Source organism: Kosakonia pseudosacchari, assembly GCF_900184035.1.
GTDB classification, from domain to species: Bacteria; Pseudomonadota; Gammaproteobacteria; order Enterobacterales; family Enterobacteriaceae; genus Kosakonia; species Kosakonia pseudosacchari.
Window position 1 is genome coordinate 458,633 of sequence record NZ_FXWP01000025.1, and the last position, 20,883, is coordinate 479,515.

20 protein-coding genes are annotated in these 20,883 nt (G+C 57.4%); 11 read left to right on the top strand and 9 right to left on the bottom strand.

Going from position 1 to position 20,883, the window contains the following annotated elements:
* Positions 1–100: 100 nt before the first annotated feature.
* The 3 genes from hydN to hypF are packed head-to-tail and all read left to right on the top strand — an operon-like array spanning position 101 to position 5,075.
* Entirely contained in the window at positions 101–646 is a 546-nt protein-coding gene (gene hydN, locus BN2591_RS20755) for an electron transport protein HydN (RefSeq protein ID WP_020454941.1), read from the top strand.
* A gap of 36 nt (positions 647–682) precedes the next feature.
* Positions 683–2,833 carry a formate dehydrogenase subunit alpha gene (gene fdhF / locus BN2591_RS20760; RefSeq protein WP_086873690.1) on the top strand — a complete coding sequence of 717 codons (2,151 nt, stop codon included), beginning with the start codon at positions 683–685 and terminating at the stop codon, positions 2,831–2,833.
* Positions 2,817–5,075: a carbamoyltransferase HypF gene (hypF, locus tag BN2591_RS20765; protein ID WP_086873691.1), complete on the top strand. Its 2,259-nt coding sequence runs from the start codon at positions 2,817–2,819 to the stop codon at positions 5,073–5,075. Before fdhF ends, hypF begins: the two co-directional genes overlap by 17 nt.
* On the opposite strand, the gene norW is transcribed toward hypF, so the two are convergent.
* Together norW and norV are read right to left on the bottom strand one after the other, a co-directional pair.
* Positions 5,056–6,189, bottom strand: coding sequence for an NADH:flavorubredoxin reductase NorW (gene norW / locus BN2591_RS20770; protein WP_086873692.1), 1,134 nt, complete (start codon positions 6,187–6,189; stop codon positions 5,056–5,058). The two genes, hypF and norW, sit on opposite strands and share 20 nt — an antisense overlap.
* Positions 6,186–7,637, bottom strand: coding sequence for an anaerobic nitric oxide reductase flavorubredoxin (gene norV, locus BN2591_RS20775; RefSeq protein WP_086873693.1), 1,452 nt, complete (start codon positions 7,635–7,637; stop codon positions 6,186–6,188). The genes norW and norV overlap by 4 nt, the downstream gene beginning before the upstream one ends.
* A gap of 183 nt (positions 7,638–7,820) precedes the next feature.
* On the opposite strand from norV, the gene norR reads away from it, so the two are divergent.
* Positions 7,821–9,335, top strand: a complete 1,515-nt coding sequence (gene norR / locus BN2591_RS20780; RefSeq protein ID WP_086873694.1) for a nitric oxide reductase transcriptional regulator NorR — start codon at positions 7,821–7,823, stop codon at positions 9,333–9,335.
* Between the two features lie 240 nt (positions 9,336–9,575).
* Here the strand turns inward: norR and gutQ are convergent, their stop codons facing one another.
* From gutQ to srlA, 7 genes are all read right to left on the bottom strand, one after another.
* Positions 9,576–10,541: an arabinose-5-phosphate isomerase GutQ gene (gene gutQ / locus BN2591_RS20785; RefSeq protein ID WP_086873695.1), complete on the bottom strand. Its 966-nt coding sequence runs from the start codon at positions 10,539–10,541 to the stop codon at positions 9,576–9,578.
* Complete coding sequence (srlR, locus tag BN2591_RS20790; RefSeq protein WP_065370234.1) at positions 10,534–11,307, bottom strand: glucitol operon DNA-binding transcriptional repressor SrlR; 774 nt, start codon at positions 11,305–11,307, stop codon at positions 10,534–10,536. The genes gutQ and srlR overlap by 8 nt, the downstream gene beginning before the upstream one ends.
* Positions 11,308–11,377: 70 nt before the next feature.
* On the bottom strand, positions 11,378–11,734 hold the full coding sequence (gutM, locus tag BN2591_RS20795; RefSeq protein ID WP_017459303.1) for a transcriptional regulator GutM: 357 nt from the start codon (positions 11,732–11,734) through the stop codon (positions 11,378–11,380).
* Positions 11,735–11,780: 46 nt separating this feature from the next.
* Positions 11,781–12,560: a sorbitol-6-phosphate dehydrogenase gene (srlD, locus tag BN2591_RS20800; protein ID WP_017459304.1), complete on the bottom strand. Its 780-nt coding sequence runs from the start codon at positions 12,558–12,560 to the stop codon at positions 11,781–11,783.
* Positions 12,561–12,577: 17 nt separating this feature from the next.
* Positions 12,578–12,940: a PTS glucitol/sorbitol transporter subunit IIA gene (gene srlB, locus BN2591_RS20805; RefSeq protein WP_086873696.1), complete on the bottom strand. Its 363-nt coding sequence runs from the start codon at positions 12,938–12,940 to the stop codon at positions 12,578–12,580.
* A 10-nt stretch (positions 12,941–12,950) separates the two neighbouring features.
* Positions 12,951–13,916 carry a PTS glucitol/sorbitol transporter subunit IIB gene (srlE, locus tag BN2591_RS20810; protein ID WP_086873697.1) on the bottom strand — a complete coding sequence of 322 codons (966 nt, stop codon included), beginning with the start codon at positions 13,914–13,916 and terminating at the stop codon, positions 12,951–12,953.
* Entirely contained in the window at positions 13,913–14,473 is a 561-nt protein-coding gene (gene srlA / locus BN2591_RS20815; protein ID WP_017459307.1) for a PTS glucitol/sorbitol transporter subunit IIC, read from the bottom strand. Before srlA ends, srlE begins: the two co-directional genes overlap by 4 nt.
* Positions 14,474–14,745: 272 nt before the next feature.
* Between srlA and mltB the strand changes: the two genes are divergently transcribed.
* The 7 genes from mltB to recX all read left to right on the top strand — a co-directional run bounded on the left by mltB (position 14,746) and on the right by recX (position 20,838).
* A complete protein-coding gene (gene mltB, locus BN2591_RS20820) occupies positions 14,746–15,828 on the top strand; it encodes a lytic murein transglycosylase B (RefSeq protein WP_020454928.1) in 1,083 nt (360 codons plus the stop codon).
* Positions 15,829–16,055: 227 nt separating this feature from the next.
* The gene (locus BN2591_RS20830) at positions 16,056–16,730 is read left to right on the top strand and encodes a metal ABC transporter ATP-binding protein (protein WP_086873699.1); all 675 of its coding nucleotides are present in this window, start codon (positions 16,056–16,058) and stop codon (positions 16,728–16,730) included.
* Positions 16,727–17,590: a metal ABC transporter permease gene (locus BN2591_RS20835; RefSeq protein WP_086873700.1), complete on the top strand. Its 864-nt coding sequence runs from the start codon at positions 16,727–16,729 to the stop codon at positions 17,588–17,590. Before BN2591_RS20830 ends, BN2591_RS20835 begins: the two co-directional genes overlap by 4 nt.
* Before the next feature lie 12 nt (positions 17,591–17,602).
* Positions 17,603–18,481, top strand: coding sequence for a metal ABC transporter substrate-binding protein (locus tag BN2591_RS20840; RefSeq protein WP_086873701.1), 879 nt, complete (start codon positions 17,603–17,605; stop codon positions 18,479–18,481).
* A 136-nt stretch (positions 18,482–18,617) separates the two neighbouring features.
* Entirely contained in the window at positions 18,618–19,115 is a 498-nt protein-coding gene (gene pncC, locus BN2591_RS20845) for a nicotinamide-nucleotide amidase (protein ID WP_086873702.1), read from the top strand.
* A gap of 89 nt (positions 19,116–19,204) precedes the next feature.
* Complete coding sequence (gene recA, locus BN2591_RS20850) at positions 19,205–20,269, top strand: recombinase RecA (RefSeq protein WP_020454923.1); 1,065 nt, start codon at positions 19,205–19,207, stop codon at positions 20,267–20,269.
* Between the two features lie 68 nt (positions 20,270–20,337).
* Positions 20,338–20,838 (top strand): recombination regulator RecX, encoded by a 501-nt coding sequence (gene recX, locus BN2591_RS20855; RefSeq protein WP_086873703.1) that lies wholly within the window; start codon positions 20,338–20,340, stop codon positions 20,836–20,838.
* Positions 20,839–20,883: the final 45 nt, after the last annotated feature.

A 20,883-nucleotide genomic window follows, 5' to 3' on the forward strand; every position in this document is an offset into this window, starting at 1 on the left:
CCCAGTGATTCTATAAATTCCTTTTAATTACAGTAAATTATATTTCTGGCACGCTTTGTGAATACTCCGGCGGGATATCGCCTTTTTTCCGGAGGAATTCATGAACCGATTTATTATGGCTGACGCGGCAAAATGCATCGGCTGTCGCACCTGTGAGGTCGCCTGCGTGGTGTCTCATCAGGAAAACCAGGATTGCGCGGCGCTCACCCCTGAGACGTTTCTGCCGCGTATTCATGTCATTAAGGGTGTCAATGTGTCGACGGCGACATTGTGCCGTCAGTGCGAAGATGCGCCCTGCGCCAATGTCTGCCCGAACGGCGCCATCAGCCGCGACGAAGGGTTTGTGCATGTGATGCAGGAGCGCTGCATTGGCTGCAAAACCTGCGTAGTCGCATGCCCGTACGGTGCGATGGAGGTAGTGGTGCGCCCGGTTATTCGCCACAGCGGCGCAGGCCTGAATGTGCGCGCCGAGAAAGCCGAAGCCAACAAATGTGATTTGTGCCACCACCGCGAAAGCGGCCCCGCTTGCATGCAAGCCTGCCCGACCAACGCGCTGGTGTGTGTCGATCGCAACTTACTGGAACAGATGAGCGCGGAAAAACGTCGTCGCGCCGCGCTGGATGGCGCCGTTTCCCTGGTGTTCTAAACAATCTGAATTTCACTTTTAACAGGTCTGTTACTGATGAAAAAAATTACGAGCGTATGCCCTTACTGCGGCGCTGGCTGCAAACTGAAACTGGTCGTGGATAACGGAAAAATCATCCGTGCGGAAGCGGCCAACGGCCACACTAACCAGAATGAACTGTGCCTGAAAGGCTACTACGGTTGGGATTTCCTCAACGACACCAAACTGCTGACGCCGCGCCTGACCCAGCCGATGATCCGCTACGAAAAAGGCGGCAAACTGACGCCGGTTAGCTGGGATGAAGCGATCCGCTACACCGCCAAACGCCTTAGCGACATCAAAGCGAAATACGGCCCGCGCGCCATTATGACCACCGGCTCGTCACGCGGCACCGGCAACGAAACCAACTATGTGATGCAAAAATTTGCCCGCGGCGTGCTCAACACCAACAACGTCGACTGCTGCGCGCGCGTTTGCCACGGCCCGTCTGTTGCCGGGTTACAGGAAACGCTTGGCAACGGCGCGATGAGTAACTCCATCAGCGATATCGAAAATTCCAGTTGTTTGCTGGTATTTGGCTATAACTGCGCCGATTCACACCCGATCGTCGCGCGCCGGGTGATCAAAGCCAAACAGAAAGGGGCGAAAATCATTGTCTGCGATCCACGCCGCATCGAAACCGCGCGTATCGCCGATCAGCACCTGCAACTGAATAACGGCTGCAATATGGCGCTGGTTAATGCCTTTGGTTATGTGCTGTTGGAAGAAGAACTTTACGACAAAGATTATGTTGCCAGCTTTACTACCGGGCTGGAGGCGTACCGTGAAACGGTAAAAGATTACGCGCCGGAAGCGGTGGAACACATTACCGGCGTGCCGGCAAAACAGGTACGCCAGGCGATGCGCACCTATGCCGCCGCGCCGTCGGCCACCATTATGTGGGGCATGGGCGTCACCCAGTTCGGCCAGGCGGTAGATGTGGTGAAAGGGCTCTCCAGCCTGGCGCTGCTCACCGGTAACCTTGGGCGTGAACATGTTGGTGTCGGCCCGGTGCGCGGACAAAACAACGTGCAGGGCGCGTGCGATATGGGCGTGATCCCCAACCAGTTTCCTGGCTATCAGGATGTGGTAAACCCGGAAGTACGCGCTAAATTCGCCAAAGCCTGGGGCATCGACCCGGCGGTAATGGATGACAAAGTTGGCGTGCGTATTACCGAAGTGCCGCATCTGGCGCTGGAAGGCAAAGTGAAAGCCTACTACATCATGGGCGAAGATCCGTTGCAGACTGAAGCGGATTTAGGCCTGGTGCGGAAAGGCTTTGAAGCGCTCGATTTCGTGGTGGTGCAGGATATCTTTATGACCAAAACCGCCGAGCAAGCCGATGTGCTGTTGCCCGCAACCTCCTGGGGCGAGCATGGCGGCGTGTTTACCTGCGCCGACCGTGGTTTCCAGCGTTTTGAAAAAGCCATCGAGCCGAAGTACAACGTCAAGCGTGACTGGGAGATCATCAGCCTGATTGCCACAGAAATGGGCTACCCGATGCACTATGACAACAACCAGCAAATCTGGGATGAGCTGCGCGAGTTGTGCCCGCTATTCTACGGTGTGACCTACGAAAAAATGGGTGATATGGGGCACGTCCAGTGGCCTTGCCCGACGCTTGATCACCCCGGTACGCCATACCTGTATCAGAACAACAAATTCGATACGCCGGACGGCAAAGGCCATCTTTTTGCTGCCCAGTGGCGTGCGCCAGCGGAGCGCCCGGACGATGAATTCCCCCTGGTGCTCTGCACGGTACGCGAAGTGGGGCACTACTCTTGTCGTTCAATGACCGGCAACTGTGCGGCGCTGCAAACCCTCGCCGATGAACCCGGATTTGTGCAGATTAACCCGGACGATGCGGCGGCGCTGGGCGTACAGGATCGCCAGCTTGTGTGGGTTGAGTCGCGCCGTGGCAAGGTGATCACCCGCGCGGATGTCAGCGAGCGCGTCAATCACGGTAGTGTCTATATGACTTACCAGTGGTGGATTGGCGCGTGTAACGAACTGACGCAGGATAATCTGGACCCGATTTCAAAAACGCCGGAGACCAAATATTGCGCAGTTCGGGTGAGTGCGATCAACGATCAGCGCTGGGCCGAAGAGTACACTCAGAGCACTTATCAACAGATGAAGAGTCGATTGCTCAATGCAGCGATGCAATGATGACACGGCCAACAGCATCGGTGTCTGTTTGCGCGTGTACGGTAAAGTACAAGGGGTGGGCTTCCGCCCCTTTGTCTGGCAACTGGCGCAACAGCTCGGGCTGAAAGGCGATGTCTGTAACGATGCGCAGGGCGTGGAGGTGCGTCTGCTTGGCAACGAGCGCGAATTCCTCGCCCTGTTGCAGCAACAGTGCCCGCCGCTGGCGCGCATTGATATGGTGACCAGCGCGCCGTTTTGCTGGTCCGTTTTACCGCTTGATTTCGCCATTCGCCACAGCGCGGGTGGCGCAATGAATACCCAAATTGTTCCCGACGCGGCAACCTGTCCGGCCTGCCTCGCGGAGATGAACGACCCTTCTGAACGCCGTTACCGCTACCCGTTTATTAACTGCACCCACTGCGGGCCGCGCTTCACCATTATTCACGCCATGCCCTATGACCGGCCTAACACCGCGATGGCGAGCTTTCCGTTGTGCCCGGTTTGCGAAGCCGAGTACCGCGATCCGCTGGACCGGCGTTTTCACGCTCAGCCCGTCGCCTGCCATGAATGCGGCCCCGCGCTTGAATGGCGCAGCGGCGAACAGCATGCGCACGGGGAAGCGGCGCTACAGGCGGCGATCGCGCTGCTAAAAAGCGGCGGCATTGTGGCGGTAAAAGGCATTGGCGGTTTTCATCTCGCCTGCGATGCAACAAACCAGGCGGCGGTGATGCACTTGCGCGCGCGAAAACATCGCCCGGCAAAACCGCTGGCGGTGATGTTACCCGTCGCGGAAGGCGTGACGGCTCAGGCGCAGCGCTTACTTGCGACGCCCGCCGCACCCATTGTGCTGGTGGAAAAAGAGCGCGTGAGCGGCCTGTGCGAGGCGATTGCGCCTGGCCTTGATGAAGTGGGCGTCATGCTGCCTGCCAATCCGCTGCAACACCTGCTGGCGCAGGCGTTACAGCGCCCGCTGGTGATGACGTCTGGCAATCTCAGCGGAAAACCGCCCGCAATCGGTAATGACGAGGCGTTAAGCGATCTGGCGGACATCGCCGACGGTTTTTTGCTGCACAACCGCGATATTGTTCAGCGCATGGATGACTCCGTGGTGCGCGAGAGCGGGGAGATGCTGCGCCGCTCGCGTGGCTATGTGCCGGATGCGATATCGCTGCCGCCGGGGTTTAACGATCTTCCGTCGCTGCTGTGCCTGGGCGCGGATCTGAAAAACACCTTTTGTCTGCTGCGCGGTAACAGCGCGGTGCCGGGCCAGCATTTTGGCGATCTCACCGATGAAGGCGTCGAAGCGCAGTGGCGCAGTGCGCTGCGTTTGATGCTGGATATTTACGATTTTTCCCCGGAACAGGTGGTGGTTGATGCCCATCCGGGTTACCGCACGCATCAATGGGCCAGCAGTTATGGCCTGCCGGTGCAGACAGTGCTGCATCATCACGCTCATGCCGCGGCCTGCCTCGGTGAACACGGCTGGCCGCTGGAAGGCGGTGATGTGATTGCAATAACGCTTGATGGCATCGGTATGGGCGAAGGCGGCGAGCTGTGGGGCGGCGAATGCCTGCGGGTCAATTACCGCGAGTGTGAACACTTAGGCGGGCTACCGGCGGTGGCGCTCCCCGGTGGTGATTTAGCCGCGCAGCAGCCGTGGCGCAACCTGCTGGCGCAGATGCTGGATTTTGTCCCTGACTGGCAGCGCTACCCGGAAACCGCTGATATCCAGCGGCAAAACTGGCCGATGCTGGCGCGTGCAATTGAACGCGGGGTTAATGCGCCGAAAGCCTCATCCTGCGGGCGCTTATTTGATGCTATTGCCTGTGCGCTGGGCTGTGCGCCGCTGCACCTGAGTTATGAAGGCGAAGCAGCTTGCCAACTGGAAGCGCTGGCGGCGAGCGTGGCGTCTGTTGAACATCCGGTTCAGATGCCGCTTCGCGGCACCATGCTGGATTTGGCGGCGTTCTGGCAAAGCTGGCTCAACTGGCAGGCCATACCAGCCGAGCGCGCATGGGCCTTTCATGATGCGCTGGCGCAGGGGCTGGCAGCGCTGGCGCGACAGGAAGCGATATTATGCGGGATCCATGTGCTGGTGTTCAGCGGCGGCGTGATGCATAACCGCCTGCTGAAAAAACGCTTACAGCACTATCTTGCGGAGTTTACTTTGCTGTTTGCGCACCAGCTCCCGGCCGGTGATGGCGGCATTGCCTTCGGCCAGGGACTGGTGGCGGCAGCGCGGGCTATACCGCCAGCGCTTTAAGCAGGGCAAACGCCTCTTTCATTCTGTCTTCGCTGACCACGAATGCCCGCAGTTTATCTTCTGTGTCGAGGCCTTTTGCCACCATGCCATCGGCCCCGGTGGCAATGTGCCAGCGCAGATCGGTGCGGTGCGTTTCTCCGGCCAGATGCAGCGGCATCAGCGGCGTTTTCACTTTCACCAGCATCGCGGGCAGCACCAGTTGCGTGCTGTTGCCGGTGAGGTTTTTCGCCAGCGTCATCGCGCTCAACTGGATCGGTTGCAGGAACGGCAGCACCTTGCCGTAAATCTGGGCACAGTCACCGAGTGCGAAGATGTGCGGGTTACTGGTTTGCAGCGTACCGTCCACCACAATCCCACGCCCAACCTCCAGCCCGGCGTTCTGCGCCAGCGACACCTGCGGTGTCAGCCCGGTGGCGGCGACAACCACATCCGCATCGATATAGCGGTCATCATCCAGCTGCGCACGCACCCCCTGTTCATGCTCGTCGAGTTGCACTAAACGCGATTGCAACAGCAGACGCACGCCCAGCGCCGTCAGGCAGTGTTGCAGGCGGCCACTCACTTCCGGCGGCATTAACGAAGGCAGAATACTGGCGGCGTTATCAAGGACGGTCACGGTTTTGCCCGCGCGGCGAAAATCCATCGCCAGCTCGCAGCCTATCAGCCCGGCACCCACAATCAGCACGCGGCTGGCATCACGCAGGGTGGTTTCACTGGCGTGATACTCCTGCAAGCTATTGAGCGTGAGCATTTTTTCACGCCCCGGCAGCGGCGGAACGAACGCTTTTGCCCCGGTCGCCAGCACCAGTTTGTCGTATTGCCACTGTTTGTCGGCGTTTTTCACCACCCGTGCTTGTGTGTCGATGGCGCTGACGAAGGTGTACGGGAACAGCCGCAGATGATATTGCTCGGCAAACTCGCCCGCCGACTGGCGAATCAGATCCTCAGCGCGCTGCGCCTGGCTAATCACGTGGCTGAGATCTGGCTTGTTGTACTCTTCCATGCCATCGGCGGCAATCAGCGTCAACGGTACGGCGCTGTCCAGTTTGCGGATGTTTTTCACCAATGTTCGGGCGGCGAAGCCCGAACCGATAATGACGATACCTGCGCTCATTTTGCCTCCGTTGCCAGTTCGTCAAACACCTCTTTGCCAAGGGAACATTCCGGGCAGAGAAAATTGTCCGGCACTTCGCGCCACGGCGTACCAGGCGCGACATCCTGCATCGGCTCGCCTTTTGCCGGGTCATAAATCCACTGGCAGACGCTGCACTGCATGGATGGGCCGAGATCCGCCGCTGCTGCGGCTGCGCAGGCACAGGTTTCTTGTGTGCTGGCGGCTGATGTTTTCACCGGCTCCGGCAGCGGCGACAGCGCCCACTGCCGGGCAATGTCGCGTCCGTGCTGGCGGCAGATTTCCAGCGCGTCGATATCCGGTCGCCATTTCGCTTTCAGACTGACCGACATCTCAAAACCGGCGTCCTGTAAACGCGTTGACAGGCGGTCAACCGCGCCGCCGCTCCAGCCGTGGGAACCAAAGGCGCTGGCGCGTTTATTACGAAAACGCAGGCCGGTTATCTCTTCGACCAGCCCGGCGATTTTCGGCATCATCACGTTGTTCATGGTCGAGGTGCCAACCAGCACCCCTTTGGAGCGGAACACATTGGTCAGAATGTCGTTCTTATCGCTGCGGGCGACGTTGAAGATTTTTACCGCTACGCGTGGATCGACTTCGTTAATACCCTGCGCAATGGCATCGGCCATCATGCGGGTGTTGTTGGACATGGTGTCGTAGAAAATCGTGATGCGATCTTCCTGGTAATCCGCCGCCCATTTCAGATACAGCTCAACGATTTGCGTCGGGTTATCGCGCCACACCACACCGTGTGAGGTGGCAATCATATCGACCGGCAGGTTGAAGCCGAGGATCTCAGTGATTTTCGGCGTTACCAGGCGGCTGAACGGTGTGAGGATGTTGGCGTAGTAACGCTGGCATTGCTCGAACAGTTCCGTTTGATCCACTTCATCATTGAACAGGTGTTCGTCGCAGTAGTGCTGACCAAAAGCGTCGTTGCTGAACAGCACCGCATCGCCGGTCAGGTAGGTCATCATGCTGTCCGGCCAGTGCAGCATTGGCGTTTCGACAAAAATAAGCTGTTTGCCGTTGCCGATATCCAGCGTGTCACCGGTTTTCACCACGTTGAAGTTCCATTCAGGATGGTGATGATGGCCGTTAATCGAGTCGATGGCGTTACTGGTGCAGTAAATCGGCGTGTCCGGGATATGCGACATCAGTTCGGTCAGCGCACCGGCGTGATCCTCTTCCGCATGGTTGATAACGATGTAATCGATCATTTGCAGATCGATTTCGCTGCGCAGGTTCTGCACGAACTCACGGCTAAATTTATGATCGACGGTATCGATCAGCACGTTTTTGCCTTCGCGGATCAGATAGCTGTTGTAGCTGCTGCCGCGCAGGGTTTTATATTCGGTACCGTGGAAGTCGCGCACTTCCCAGTCACGTTGTCCGACCCAGTGAATGTTGTTTTTTACATGAATAGCCATATCAGTTGTCCTGTGCAGTTTTCTCAATTTGATGTATGGCTAATATCAAGTTGCGTGCCAGTTTTTTATTGTGTTGATTTATATGTATTTTTAGTGTTCTTTGAAAAAATAAATTGTCATTATGACTATGCTAAATACAGTCAATATGACACCATGCATTGTCAAAAAGACAGTGAGGCAGGTATGAGTTTTTCGCTGAATGTACTGGCGGGGATCGCCATCGAATTACAAAGCGGTATCGGTCACGCGGATCGTTTCCAGCGGCTGATCACCACGCTGCGCCAGGTGCTGGAGTGCGACGCGTCTGCGTTGCTGCGCTACGACGCGCGGCAGTTTATCCCGCTGGCAATCGACGGGCTGGCGCAGGATGTTTTAGGCCGACGTTTTACGCTGGAAGGCCACCCACGGCTGGAGGCAATCGCCCGTGCCGGTGATGTAGTGCGTTTTCCCGCCGACAGCGATTTGCCCGATCCTTACGATGGGCTGATCCCCGGTCAGGAGAGCCTGAAAGTGCACGCCTGCGTAGGGCTACCGCTGTTCGCCGGGCAAAATCTGATTGGCGCGTTGACGCTCGATGGTATGTCGCCGGATCAGTTCGATACCTTTAGCGATGAAGAGCTGCGGTTGATTGCCGCGCTGGCGGCAGGGGCGCTGAACAACGCGCTGCTGATAGAGCAACTGGAGAGCCAGAATATGCTGCCCGGCGCGCCAGCGGCGTTCGAACAGGTAACGCGCAGCGAAATGATTGGCTTGTCGGCGGGCATGGCGCAGCTAAAAAAAGAGATCGATATCGTTGCCGCATCCGATCTGAACGTGTTGATAAGCGGTGAAACCGGCACCGGTAAAGAGCTGGTGGCGAAAGCGATTCATGAAGGCTCTCCGCGTGCGATTCATCCGCTGGTCTATCTCAACTGTGCCGCGCTGCCGGAAAGCGTGGCGGAGAGCGAACTCTTCGGTCACGTTAAAGGCGCATTTACCGGCGCTATCAGCAACCGTAGCGGTAAATTCGAGATGGCGGACAACGGCACACTGTTTCTTGATGAGATTGGCGAATTGTCGCTGTCGTTGCAGGCAAAATTACTGCGTGTACTGCAATACGGCGACATTCAGCGCGTCGGTGACGACCGCAGTTTGCGTGTCAATGTTCGTGTGCTGGCGGCGACCAACCGCGACCTGCGCGAAGAGGTGCTGGCCGGGCGTTTTCGCGCCGACCTCTACCATCGTTTGAGCGTGTTTCCGCTTTCTGTGCCGCCGCTGCGCGAGCGCGGGGAAGATGTTGTTCTGCTGGCGGGCTATTTCTGCGAACAGTGCCGTTTGCGGCTGGGGCTGGGGAGAGTGGCGTTAAGCCCCGGCGCGCGTGCGCATTTACTGCGCTACGGCTGGCCGGGCAATGTGCGCGAGCTGGAACACGCCATCCACCGGGCGGTGGTGCTGGCGCGCGGTACGCGTAACCGTGATGACGTGGTGCTGGAAGCGCGCCATTTTGCCCTCAGCGATGAACCGGCACAGCCATCCGGCCCGATAACGTCGCTGCCCGTGGGGCAAAATTTGCGCGATGCGACGGAGGATTTTCAGCGGGCGTATATTACCCGCACGCTGGAAGAGCAGGGTGGTAACTGGGCAGCCTGCGCACGGAGTATGGAGATGGATGTCGCCAACCTGCACCGGCTGGCGAAACGCCTGGGACTGAAGCGTTAAAGGATTGCCGCCTGCCAGAGATCGGCAGTGTAACGTTGCCAGCCTGTACCGGCTGGCGAAATGTCGGGGCTGAAGTGTTAAAGGATTACCGTCTGCCAGAGCTCGACAGAGTGACGTCGCCAGCCTGCACCGGCTGGCGAAATGTCCGGGCTGAAGCATTAAAAGATTACCGTCTGCCAGAATTCGACAGAGTGACGTCGCCAGCCTGCACCGGCTGGCGAAACGTCCAGGGGGGAAGTGTTAAAGAATGCCGGCCTGGTAGAAGTCCTGCAGGTTGATAGCGCCGACCAGTAAACCGGCGTCATCCACCACCGGGGCGGCGGCAATTTTGCGCTGCATTAAGCGCTCTTTGGCGTCCACGGCGCGGCTACCTGCCTCCAGCGTGATGCCGCCTGGCGTCATCGCCTTATCCACCTGTGCGGTTAGCGCCCCGCCTGACACCAGCCAGCGGCGCAGGTCGCCATCGGTAAATACCCCTTGTACATGACGCTGGTTGTCGCAGACCGCCACCAGGCCCAACCCGGTGCGGCTCAGTTCCAGCATCGCGTCCATCACACTGGTGGTCAGTTGCACCTGCGGGATCTGCTCCTCTTTGCGCATCAGATGGTGCACTTTATTGAGCAACCTTGCGCCAAGTGCGCCTGCCGGGTGAGAACGAGCGAAATCCTCTTCATCAAACCCGCGCGCCTGCATCACCGCCATCGCCAGCGCGTCGCCCATCATCAGCGTATTGACGGTGCTGGAGGTGGGGGCCAGGTGCATCGGGCAGGCTTCGCGTTCAACCGAGATATCCAGCACCGCTCGCGCGGCGAGCGCCAGCGGGGAGCGCGGTTTCCCGGTCATCGCCAGCAGGGCAACGGCTTTCTCTTCAAGACGCGGCAGGATCAGATCCAGCTCTTTTGCCGAACCGGAGTAGGAGATAAACAGCATCACGTCGCGGCTTTCGATCATGCCGAGATCGCCATGCAGCGCTTCCGCCGGGTGGACGAAAAACGCCGGTGTACCGGTGCTGGCAAGCGTCGCGGCAATCTTTTTGCCAATATGACCGGATTTGCCGATCCCGGAAACGATCACTTTCCCCTCGCAGTGCAGCACGGTTTCGGCGGCGCGCACAAACGCGTCACCGAGGCGATCCGGCAGACGGCTGGCTTCCTGAAGCTCCAGCAGCAGGGTTTGCCGTCCGGCGTTAATTAATGACTCACTCATGTTTTTCTCCGGCAATGATCACTTCGACCCCTTTGGCTTCCAGCGCGGCGCGCACGTCGGCGGCGATCCCCGAGTCGGTGATCAGTTTATCTACGCTTTCCAGGCTACAGACCACGTTCGGGCTTTTACGGCCAAATTTGGAGGAGTCTGCCATCAGGATCACTTCCCGCGCGGCGTTGCACATCGCTTTGCTGACGGTGAATACCTCGTTAAAGGTGGTGACGCCCGCGTTGAGATCGATACCGTCGGTGCCCATAAACAGCTTGTCGAAGCTGAAATGCTCAAAGGCGTTTTCCGCCAGTTGGCCGTGAAACGAGGCCGATTTCTTACGGAAAGTGCCGCCCGGCATCAGGATCGTTTGCTCGTTATCCAGCTCAGAAAGGGCATTAACGATATGCAAACTGTTGGTCATCACCGTGATGTTATTGAAGTGGCTAAGCAGCGGCACCATTTGCAGTACCGTACTGCCCGCATCAAGGATGATCGAATCGCCGTCGTGGATGTAGGTCACTGCCGTTTCGGCAATCAGCCCTTTTTGCACGGTGTTGATAAGCGTCTTGTGATCAATCGGGGGATCGGCTTCATCTTTGTTGAGCACCACGCCGCCATAAGTGCGGATCACCGCGCCGGAATGTTCCAGCGCGACGAGATCTTTGCGTATGGTCGTCCCTGTGGTGTCGAAGTAAGCTGACAGCTCTTCAACAGAACACTTTCCCTGCTTTTGCAGATGCTCAAGAATAGCCGCCTGACGCTGACGTGGTTTCATAGGCGCTGATATCCTGCGTTACGTTGCGAAATGATAATTTCGCAAGCTATTAGCGTTCACAACGAAATTATCAATGTTTCATTTTAAGCGCTAATGATAGAGCATTCTGACAGCCAGGATCATGGGGAAAGATCACATCAGGCTCTAATTCCTCTCTTTTTATCCCCATTACGTGGTCGATTTTTGTTGGTCGGGCAAAAACGGTGAGACCGCGCATTAGCAGGGTGTCGGTCACGCGGTCTTGTTGATCAAACGCGACGGCCAGCACCACGCGCGGTTTGAAACGCCCGCCGGAGCGCCCAACACCGACGCGCCCGCGCTGGCACAGCGTATCAAACGCTTTGTTAAACTGGCGGATTTGCCAGCCGCCAAGCGCCATCTGGCAAAGCCAGGCGATGGCGGCAACGGTAATCAGGGCTGAAACCATAGCACTCTCCTTTTAAATCGGGCCCCCGCGCGGAGGGCCATGCGGATCAGAACATCACCTGGCCGCCGGTAACATTAATCGACTGACCGGTGCAGTAAGAGGCTTTGGGGCTGGCGTAAAACATCAGCACGTTCAGCACATCCTGGTAGTCGCAGCCGCGCTTGAGCGGTACTTTGTCGATGTAATATTGCTCAACTTCATCCGCCGCAATGCCCAGTTTGCTGGCATATTGCGGAATAAGTGACTGGAACATCGGCGATTTCAGCAGGTTACCCAACATCAACGAATGCACGGTAATGCCGTACTCCGCCAGATCCAGCGCCAGTGATTGCGTTAAGCCCACGCCGCCGAACTTCGCCGCGCTGTAGCCGGAATTGTGTTTGCTGCCCACTTTGCCGGATTTGGAGTTGATTTGGATGATGCGCCCCTGAATGCCGTCGCGAATCATCAACTTCGCGAACTCGCGTGCGCAGAGGAAATAGCCCACCAGGTTCACCTGCAAGGAACGATCGAAATCGCCGAGTGCGAAGTCGCTGATAAATGCCGCTTTGGCGATACCAGCGCTGTAGACCAGCAAATCCGCGCGGCCAAAAATCTCATCCACGCCGCGCGCCAGCGCCAGCACGCTGTGCTCGCTGGTGGCGTCCGCACCAAAGCCGTAGGCCATCCCTTCGCCAAACTCGCTGTTAATCTCCTGGGCGACATTTGCCGCTTTATCACTTTGAATATCCACTACCGCCACGCGGTAACCTTCTGCGGCAAGCCCACGGCTAAGGAACGCCCCAAGGGTTTGTCCTCCGCCAATGACAACGGCAACCTGTTTCATACTCTTCTCCTTACGACTTAAGCGACAAATTTCAAAATGCAGCCGGGGGCGATACCGTCCGGCACCGGGCCTGCGACGTGTACCGTTCCGGGGTATTCCGCCTGCGTTTGCCCATCGAAACGCAGGGTGATATGCCCCAATTCACGCAGATTCTGCTCGGCGACATCGCCGACGGCGGTGACCGGGTAGCGACGATCGCCAAGTTCAAACTGCGCGCCAGGTAACAGCGCGCCCGAAAGCGCACCGTGGTTATGGATAAAACAGAACTCGGCGACATCCGAAGGCGCGCCTTCGCGGAAGGTAATCAGCATGTTGTCGCCCAGCGCGTCCGGGGCGCTCTCACCGATGTGGGTAATGGTGGTTTGATAAATCACACTCATAAAACACCCCTTATTGATAAATGAAACCGGAGACAAACCAGGCGATCAGCACCGTTGGCGCACCGGTTAAAAAGCGGCTGACCAGCACCGAAGGCACGCCGACACGCACCGTATCCTGACGCGCTTCCGCCAGCGACAGGCCGACCGGGATGAAGTCGCACGCCGCCTGGGCGTTAATGGCAAAAAGTGCGGGTAGGGCGAGGTGCGGCGGGATATTGCCAAGGCCGATCTGTACGCCAATCAGCACGCCGATAACTTGTGCAATCACCGCACCTGGGCCGAGGAAGGGTGACAGCAGCGGGAAGGAGCAGATAAGCGCCAGCGTCACCAGCCCGAGTGGATGGCTGGCAAGCGGCGCGAGGCCGTGGGCAATCCAGTCGCCAAGCCCGGAGGCCATGATGATGCCGATCAGCGCCGAGACGAAGGCCATAAACGGCAGAATGGTTTTCAGCACCGTGTCGATGGTGTCGCGCCCGGCCTGGAACAGCACCGCGACCGCCGAGCCCATGCCCATGCCAACTTTCGCCAGCAGGCCATCGCTCTGCTCGGTGATTTTTTTGCTGGTGTCGTAATCCTTCGCGACCGGGCGTTTTGGCGCGGCGGTCGGCGCTTCACCGTGCAGATGGATATTGTCCTCTTTCACTCCGGAAACATAGATATCTTCCAGGATGTACTGCGCCAGCGGGCCGGATTTCCCGGTGGCGTGAATATTCACCGTAGGGATGCGGCGTTTCGGATAGATGCCGCAGCGCAGCGTGCCGCCGCAGTCGATCACCGCGACGCCGATCTCCTCTGCTGGCGGTTCGCCCTCTTTAAAGCCGTCAACCGCCTGCCAGCCGGTGAGTTGCGCCAGCTTATCGACGATAGCCGGGCGTGTACCGGCGGTGATATAGACGATTTTTTTCTCAGTGCTGGCGTCGATTTCCAGCGGGCCGCCCCAGCCGCCGGTGCCTTTTTCAATCACTATGCGCGTCATGATGTTGCTCCAGCGAGTTGGACTTTTTGTTCAAGTTGAATGCCCATTTTCTTCTCGAAAATGGACGTGGTCAGGTCGGTTACCCAGCCGCGGAAGAAGTTGGTTACCAGGCCAACCAGCAGGTAGCTCACCGCCAGCGGGCCGAGCGGCAAGCCCAGTGTTGTCAGACCGTTGGCGATCCCCAGATACACAAACAGCTCGCCGGGGTTGATATGTGGAAACAGGCCATTCATGGAGTGGCAACTGTAGGACGCGGCAGCGTAATAACTGGGTTTGTACTTCTCTGGCATAAAGCGCCCGAGGCTCAGCGTCATAGGGTTGCAGAAGACAAACGTGCCGACGCAGGGCAGCAGTAAATAACGGGCAAGTGGATTGCCCGCGCAGCGCTGGGCAAATTTTTCAATACGGTGTTGGCCAATAAAGTTAATCAGCGCGTTCATGATGACCAACAGGCTTATCAGTAGCGGCAAAATACCGGTCACCATGCCGGTGAACACTTCGCCGCCTTTCTGAAACAGCCCGATGAACCATTCGGCACCATGCGTAATGGTCTCCATTGTTCTCTCCTGTAGGGTTGTCGTTTTGTTGTTTAACCGTGCGCTATCATAATCATGATGAAAGGTTGAAATGTGTTATTTAGATCTCGTTATGAAAGAAAAAATGATCATTGTGAAAGTTTTTGCGAAAATGATCGGAATTAAATGAACGCGTAATGGAAGATGAAAAAATGAAGTGAGATCGCGTGCGCAGGCGTTACGGCGCTTCCTTGTCGGTAGCCAGATGCTTTACCATACTTGCTCCTGGCTGATTCGTTTAAAATGGAAGTCCCATGTTGAAGCGTTGTTACGCAGCATTACTGCCTGCGTTTGTTGTGCTCTGTGCCTGTAGCAGTAAACCCCCGCTTGCTGAAACCCCGCAAACCGCGTCACCCGCGCCTTCCGGCGGTTTTCTGCTTGAGCCGCAGCACAATGTTCTGATGACCGGCGGTGACTTTGCCAATAACCCGGCGGCGGAGCAGTTCATCAATATGATGGTCAGCAAGCACGGTTTTGACCGCCAGCAACTGCACGAAATTCTTTCGCAGGCCAAACGCCTGGATTACGTGTTGCGCCTGATGGATAAGCAAGCGCCGACGACGGCGGGACCCACCGGGCCGAACGGTGCCTGGCTGCGCTATCGCAAGCAGTTCATCACCCCGGACAACGTGCAAAATGGCGTGGCGTTCTGGAATCAGTATGAAGACGCGCTTAACCGCGCATGGATGGTTTACGGCGTGCCGCCGGAAATTATCGTGGGCATTATCGGCGTGGAAACCCGCTGGGGCCGCGTGATGGGCAAAACGCGTATTCTCGACGGGCTGGCGACCCTGGCCTTCGCTTACCCGCGTCGCGCGGAGTATTTCGCCAGCGAGCTGGAGACGTTTTTGCTGATGGCGCGTGATGAAAGCGATGATCCGCTCGAACTGAAAGGTTCTTTCGCTGGTGCAATGGGCTATGGGCAGTTTATGCCCTCTTCGTACAAGCAATACGCCGTCGATTTCAACGGCGACGGACATATCAACCTGTGGGATCCGGTGGATGCCATTGGCAGCGTGGCGAACTACTTCAAACAGCACGGCTGGGTGAAGGGCGATATCGTCGCGGTGCCGGCGAACGGGCAGGCGCCGGGGCTGGAAAATGGCTTTAAAACTAACTACAGCGTCGGGCAACTGGCTGCGGCGGGTTTAACGCCGCAACAGCCGCTGGGCGCGCATCAACAGGCGAGCCTGCTGCGCCTTGATGTCGGCACCGGCTATGAGTACTGGTACGGTCTGCCGAACTTCTTCACTATCACCCGCTATAACCACAGCACACACTACGCGATGGCGGTCTGGCAGCTCGGCCAGGCCGTTTCACTGGCGCGCGTTCGCTGATCCCGCTCCCCTCCTGCGGGAGGGGAATCTGAAACATTTCGATGCACTCCCGTTACGCATAGCGATTTACATAATCATTTATACTGATTATTGTTACGTTATAACATATGAGGTGTGTGAATGATTCCCGTAACGCTGTTTTCCCTTTCCGGCACGATCCGCCTCGTGCTGGCGGCCGCGCTATTAGCGGCGCTTTGGCTCCTGACAAGCTGGGCGGTTGCGCTGCCATGATTGAACTTGATCATCTCGTCGCAGGCTACGATCGCCTTGCGATCACCCCGGCACTGTGCGGCACGCTGGCGCGTGGAAGTATGACGGCGATTGTTGGCGCGAACGGCTGCGGCAAATCGACACTGTTAAAAACGTTGGCCGGATTTTTACCGCCGGTGAGTGGCGTTCTGCGCTGGCAACCGGCGCGGCCAACCATCGGCTGGCTGGCGCAGCGCCACGCGCTGGAATCGCAATTTCCGCTCACCGTGCAGGACGTGGTGAGTATGGGCTGCTGGCCGCGCGTTTCGCTGTTTCGCGGGTTGAACCGCGATGTCCGTAGCCGAATCGCTCAGGGGCTGGAGCGTGTCGGGCTGGCGGCAATGGCGCGCGAGACGATTGATACGCTCTCCGGCGGGCAGTTTCAGCGCATGCTGTTTGCCCGCGTCTGGGTGCAGAACGCGCCGCTGGTCATGCTCGACGAGCCGTTTACCGGTATTGATGAAGCCACATCGCAACTGCTGATGGAGCAGATTGTGGACATGCATCGCGCCGGACAAACCATTATTGCCGTGCTGCACGATAGTGAGCGCGTGTCTCGCTACTTCCCGCAAACCTTACGCCTCGACGAACGAGTCGCGCAGTGGGGCGCGACAGCGCCTGTTGCGGCAAAAGATGAGGCGTGCAGCGCATGATCTGGCATCTCTTTTTCCAGCCGTTTATCGAATTTGGTTTTATGCGCCGCGCACTGGTGGTGTGTCTGGCGCTCTCCATCAGCACCACGGCGCTGGGCGTTTTTTTGCTGCTGCGCCGCATGAGCCTGATGGGGGACGCGTTGTCGCACGCCATTCTGCCCGGCGTGGCGGTGGGCTATTTGCTGAGCGGGATGTCGCTGCTGGCGATGAGTATCGGCGGATTTGTCGCCGGTATTACCGTCGCGCTGGTGGCCGGCTGGGTAAGTCGCCGCACTCCGCTTAAAGAGGACGCCAGCTTTGCCGGTTTCTACCTTGGCTCGCTGGCACTCGGCGTCACGCTGGTTTCGCTGCGCGGCTCCAGTGTTGATCTGCTGCATCTGCTGTTTGGTTCGATTCTGGCGGTCGATCGCGACTCGGCGCTGTTTGTCGCGGGTGTGGCCAGCCTGACGCTGCTGGTACTGGCGTTTTGCTATCGAGGCATGGTCAGTGAAGCGTTCGACAGCGCGTTTTTGCAGGTTAATTCGGCGCGTGCGCCGGGTCTGCTGCACGGGCTGTTTCTGGCGTTGCTGGTGCTCAACCTGGTAGCCGGGTTTCAGGTACTCGGCACATTGATGGCCGTGGGCGTGATGATGCTGCCCGCCGTGGCGGCGCGCTGCTGGGCGCGGACATTACCGGGATTATTGCTGCTGGCGGCTGGCATTGGCGCGCTGTGCGCGTGGCTTGGGTTAAGCCTGTCGTGGATGGCGGGGTTGCCCGCCGGACCGGCGATTGTGCTGACTGCCAGTATGGTCTTCTTTTTTTCCATTTTATTCGGCACGCGCAGTGGGCTGGCTCACAGCCTGCGCGCACTTTTAACATAGCAAGGGGAAATGATGAAACGGACAGGGCTTATTCTGGCGCTGGCGCTCGGCCTGATGGCTCAGGGCGCAATGGCAAAAACGTTAAATGTGGTCGCCAGCTTCTCGATTCTGGGCGATATCACCCGGCAAGTTGGCGGCGATCACGTCAAGGTGACGACGCTGGTGGGGCCGGATGGCGATCCGCACACCTTTGAACCTTCGGCGAAAGACAGCGCTCTGCTTAACAGCGCCGATGTAGTGGTGGTCAATGGCCTGGGGCTCGAAGGCTGGCTGGACCGTCTGGTGAAAGCCTCTGGCTTTAAAGGCCAGCTTGTCGTCGCATCAACCGGTGTTGCCACGCATACGCTGGAAGAAGATGGCGCAACGGTGACCGATCCCCACGCCTGGAACAGTGCGGCGAATGGTGCGCTGTATGCGAAAAATATTCTTGCCGCGCTGGTGAAAGCCGATCCGGCTGACGAAGCCGCGTTGAATGCCTCCGGTCAGCGTTATATCGACCAGTTAAACAAACTGGATAGCTGGGCGAAAGAGCGCTTCAGCGCGGTGCCGCAGGCGAAACGCAAAGTGCTGACCAGCCACGATGCGTTTGGCTACTTTGCTCGCGCTTACGGCGTTGAGTTTATAGCACCGCAGGGCATCTCCTCTGAAAGCGAGGCCAGCGCCGCGCAGGTGGCTTCGCTTATCAAACAAATCAAAGCTGATGGTGTGAAAGTGTGGTTTATGGAAAACCAACTGGACCCACGGCTGGTGAAGCAAATTGCCAGCGCAACCGGCGCGCAACCGGGCGGCGAGCTTTATCCGGAAGCGTTAAGCGCCAAAGGCGGGGTGGCAGATACCTATCAGAAAGCCTTTCGTCACAACGTCGACACTATCTATAACAGCATGAAGTAACGGGCAATAAACCACGCAGGCTGGCGCTCGCTGGCCTTTTTTCTGAAGCCTCCTCGTAAATTCTCCATCTCATCCCCATCTTTTCACGGAAAGTGGTATCTTCTCCGCCACAGTTTTTAGACGCACGGGAGCCATGATGACGGACAACGAATTAATGCAGCTCAGCGAACGCATCGGGCTGGCGCTTAAGGCGCGCGGCGCAACGCTGACAACGGCGGAATCCTGTACCGGCGGCTGGGTGGCGAAGGTGGTAACCGATATCGCTGGCAGTTCCGCCTGGTTTGAACGCGGGTTTGTTACCTACAGTAATGAAGCGAAAGCCCAAATGATTGGCGTACAACCCGCCACGCTGGATGCGCATGGCGCGGTCAGCGAGCAGGTGGTGGTCGAGATGGCGATTGGCGCGCTGAAAGCGGCGCGCGCCGACTATGCCATTTCTATCAGCGGTATCGCCGGGCCAGATGGCGGCAGCGACGAGAAGCCAGTTGGCACCGTCTGGTTTGGCATTGCCTGTGTTAGCGGGGAGGGGATCACGCGTCGTGAATGCTTCCCGGGCGATCGTGAAGCGGTGCGCAGACAGGCCACCGCCTATGCTCTGCAAACCCTTTGGCAACATTTTCTACAAAATGCTTGATACTGTATGACCATACAGTATAATTGCGACAACAGAACAGTAATTCACCGCGGAGCGTAACGCGCTTCACTCTGCATGAAGGAGTAATCATGGCTATCGACGAAAACAAACAAAAGGCGCTTGCAGCCGCACTGGGTCAGATCGAAAAGCAATTCGGTAAAGGCTCCATCATGCGTCTGGGTGAAGACCGTTCCATGGATGTGGAAACCATCTCTACCGGTTCGCTCTCGCTGGATATCGCGTTGGGCGCTGGCGGTTTGCCGATGGGGCGTATCGTCGAGATTTACGGGCCTGAATCTTCAGGTAAAACGACGCTGACCCTGCAAGTCATTGCCGCAGCGCAGCGCGAAGGCAAAACCTGTGCGTTTATCGATGCTGAACACGCGCTGGATCCGGTTTACGCTCGCAAACTGGGCGTTGATATCGACAACCTGCTCTGTTCTCAGCCGGATACCGGTGAACAGGCGCTGGAAATCTGTGACGCGCTGGCGCGCTCCGGTGCGGTTGACGTGCTGGTGGTCGACTCCGTTGCGGCGCTGACGCCGAAAGCGGAAATCGAAGGTGAAATCGGTGACTCTCATATGGGCCTTGCGGCGCGTATGATGAGCCAGGCGATGCGTAAGCTCGCCGGTAACCTGAAACAGTCCAACACACTGCTGATCTTTATCAACCAGATCCGTATGAAAATTGGCGTAATGTTCGGTAACCCGGAAACCACCACCGGTGGTAACGCACTGAAATTCTACGCTTCTGTGCGTCTGGATATTCGCCGTATCGGTGCGGTAAAAGAGGGCGATAACGTCGTCGGCAGCGAAACCCGCGTGAAAGTGGTGAAAAACAAAATCGCTGCGCCGTTCAAACAAGCTGAGTTCCAAATCCTCTACGGTGAAGGCATTAACTTCTACGGTGAGCTGGTCGATCTTGGCGTGAAAGAGAAGCTGATTGAGAAAGCGGGCGCCTGGTATAGCTACAACGGCGACAAAATCGGTCAGGGTAAAGCGAACGCAACAACCTGGCTGAAAGAAAACCCGGCTGCAGCGAAAGAGATCGAGAAAAAGCTGCGTGAAATTCTGCTCAGCAATCAAAGTTCCTCCGCTGAATTCACTGCCGATGGCAATGACGAAGACGTTGAAGAGACCAACGAAGATTTCTGATAATCTGAATCGTAATCAAGGGCTGCTGATGCAGCCCTTTTGCTTTTCTATGAACACAGGATCAAGTCATGTCTGATAACCCTTCTCGCCGCTCCGCCGTTTCCCGCCTGCGTGACCGGGCGATGCGGATTCTGGCAATGCGCGATCACAGCGAAAAAGAGTTTCGTCGTAAATTAACCGCGCCAGTAATGAGTAAAAACGGCCCGGAAGAACTGGATATCACGCCGGAAGAGGTCGAAGAGGTCGTTGCGTGGTGTCGGGAGCATAATTTTCTTGATGACATGCGCTTTGTGCGCCAGTTTATCGCCAGCCGTGCGCGTAAAGGTTATGGTCCGGCGCGCATTCGGCAGGAATTAAATCAGAAAGGGATCTCGCGAGAAGAGAGCGAAAGCGCGCTACGCGAATGCGATGTTGACTGGGTGGAAAGTGCACGTACGCAAGCGCAGCGTAAATATGGCGAACCACTACCGACTGAATATGCGGCGAAAGTAAAAGTGCAGCGTTTTTTGCTCTATCGCGGCTTTATGCAGGAAGATATTCAGGAAATATGGCGAAATTTTGCCGACTGAGCGCATACGGGATTTTACTTCGCAGTAAAGAAAACTTATCTTATT

Excerpts from the sequence above, each read along its gene's own strand:
- hydN (WP_020454941.1), top strand. The coding sequence starts at position 101 with ATGAACCGATTTATTATGGCTGACGCGGCAAAATGCATCGGCTGTCGC.
- fdhF (WP_086873690.1), top strand. The coding sequence starts at position 683 with ATGAAAAAAATTACGAGCGTATGCCCTTACTGCGGCGCTGGCTGCAAA.
- hypF (WP_086873691.1), top strand. The coding sequence starts at position 2,817 with ATGCAGCGATGCAATGATGACACGGCCAACAGCATCGGTGTCTGTTTG.
- norW (WP_086873692.1), bottom strand. The coding sequence starts at position 6,189 with ATGAGCGCAGGTATCGTCATTATCGGTTCGGGCTTCGCCGCCCGAACA.
- norV (WP_086873693.1), bottom strand. The coding sequence starts at position 7,637 with ATGGCTATTCATGTAAAAAACAACATTCACTGGGTCGGACAACGTGAC.
- norR (WP_086873694.1), top strand. The coding sequence starts at position 7,821 with ATGAGTTTTTCGCTGAATGTACTGGCGGGGATCGCCATCGAATTACAA.
- gutQ (WP_086873695.1), bottom strand. The coding sequence starts at position 10,541 with ATGAGTGAGTCATTAATTAACGCCGGACGGCAAACCCTGCTGCTGGAG.
- srlR (WP_065370234.1), bottom strand. The coding sequence starts at position 11,307 with ATGAAACCACGTCAGCGTCAGGCGGCTATTCTTGAGCATCTGCAAAAG.
- gutM (WP_017459303.1), bottom strand. The coding sequence starts at position 11,734 with ATGGTTTCAGCCCTGATTACCGTTGCCGCCATCGCCTGGCTTTGCCAG.
- srlD (WP_017459304.1), bottom strand. The coding sequence starts at position 12,560 with ATGAAACAGGTTGCCGTTGTCATTGGCGGAGGACAAACCCTTGGGGCG.
- srlB (WP_086873696.1), bottom strand. The coding sequence starts at position 12,940 with ATGAGTGTGATTTATCAAACCACCATTACCCACATCGGTGAGAGCGCC.
- srlE (WP_086873697.1), bottom strand. The coding sequence starts at position 13,916 with ATGACGCGCATAGTGATTGAAAAAGGCACCGGCGGCTGGGGCGGCCCG.
- srlA (WP_017459307.1), bottom strand. The coding sequence starts at position 14,473 with ATGGAGACCATTACGCATGGTGCCGAATGGTTCATCGGGCTGTTTCAG.
- mltB (WP_020454928.1), top strand. The coding sequence starts at position 14,746 with ATGTTGAAGCGTTGTTACGCAGCATTACTGCCTGCGTTTGTTGTGCTC.
- BN2591_RS20830 (WP_086873699.1), top strand. The coding sequence starts at position 16,056 with ATGATTGAACTTGATCATCTCGTCGCAGGCTACGATCGCCTTGCGATC.
- BN2591_RS20835 (WP_086873700.1), top strand. The coding sequence starts at position 16,727 with ATGATCTGGCATCTCTTTTTCCAGCCGTTTATCGAATTTGGTTTTATG.
- BN2591_RS20840 (WP_086873701.1), top strand. The coding sequence starts at position 17,603 with ATGAAACGGACAGGGCTTATTCTGGCGCTGGCGCTCGGCCTGATGGCT.
- pncC (WP_086873702.1), top strand. The coding sequence starts at position 18,618 with ATGACGGACAACGAATTAATGCAGCTCAGCGAACGCATCGGGCTGGCG.
- recA (WP_020454923.1), top strand. The coding sequence starts at position 19,205 with ATGGCTATCGACGAAAACAAACAAAAGGCGCTTGCAGCCGCACTGGGT.
- recX (WP_086873703.1), top strand. The coding sequence starts at position 20,338 with ATGTCTGATAACCCTTCTCGCCGCTCCGCCGTTTCCCGCCTGCGTGAC.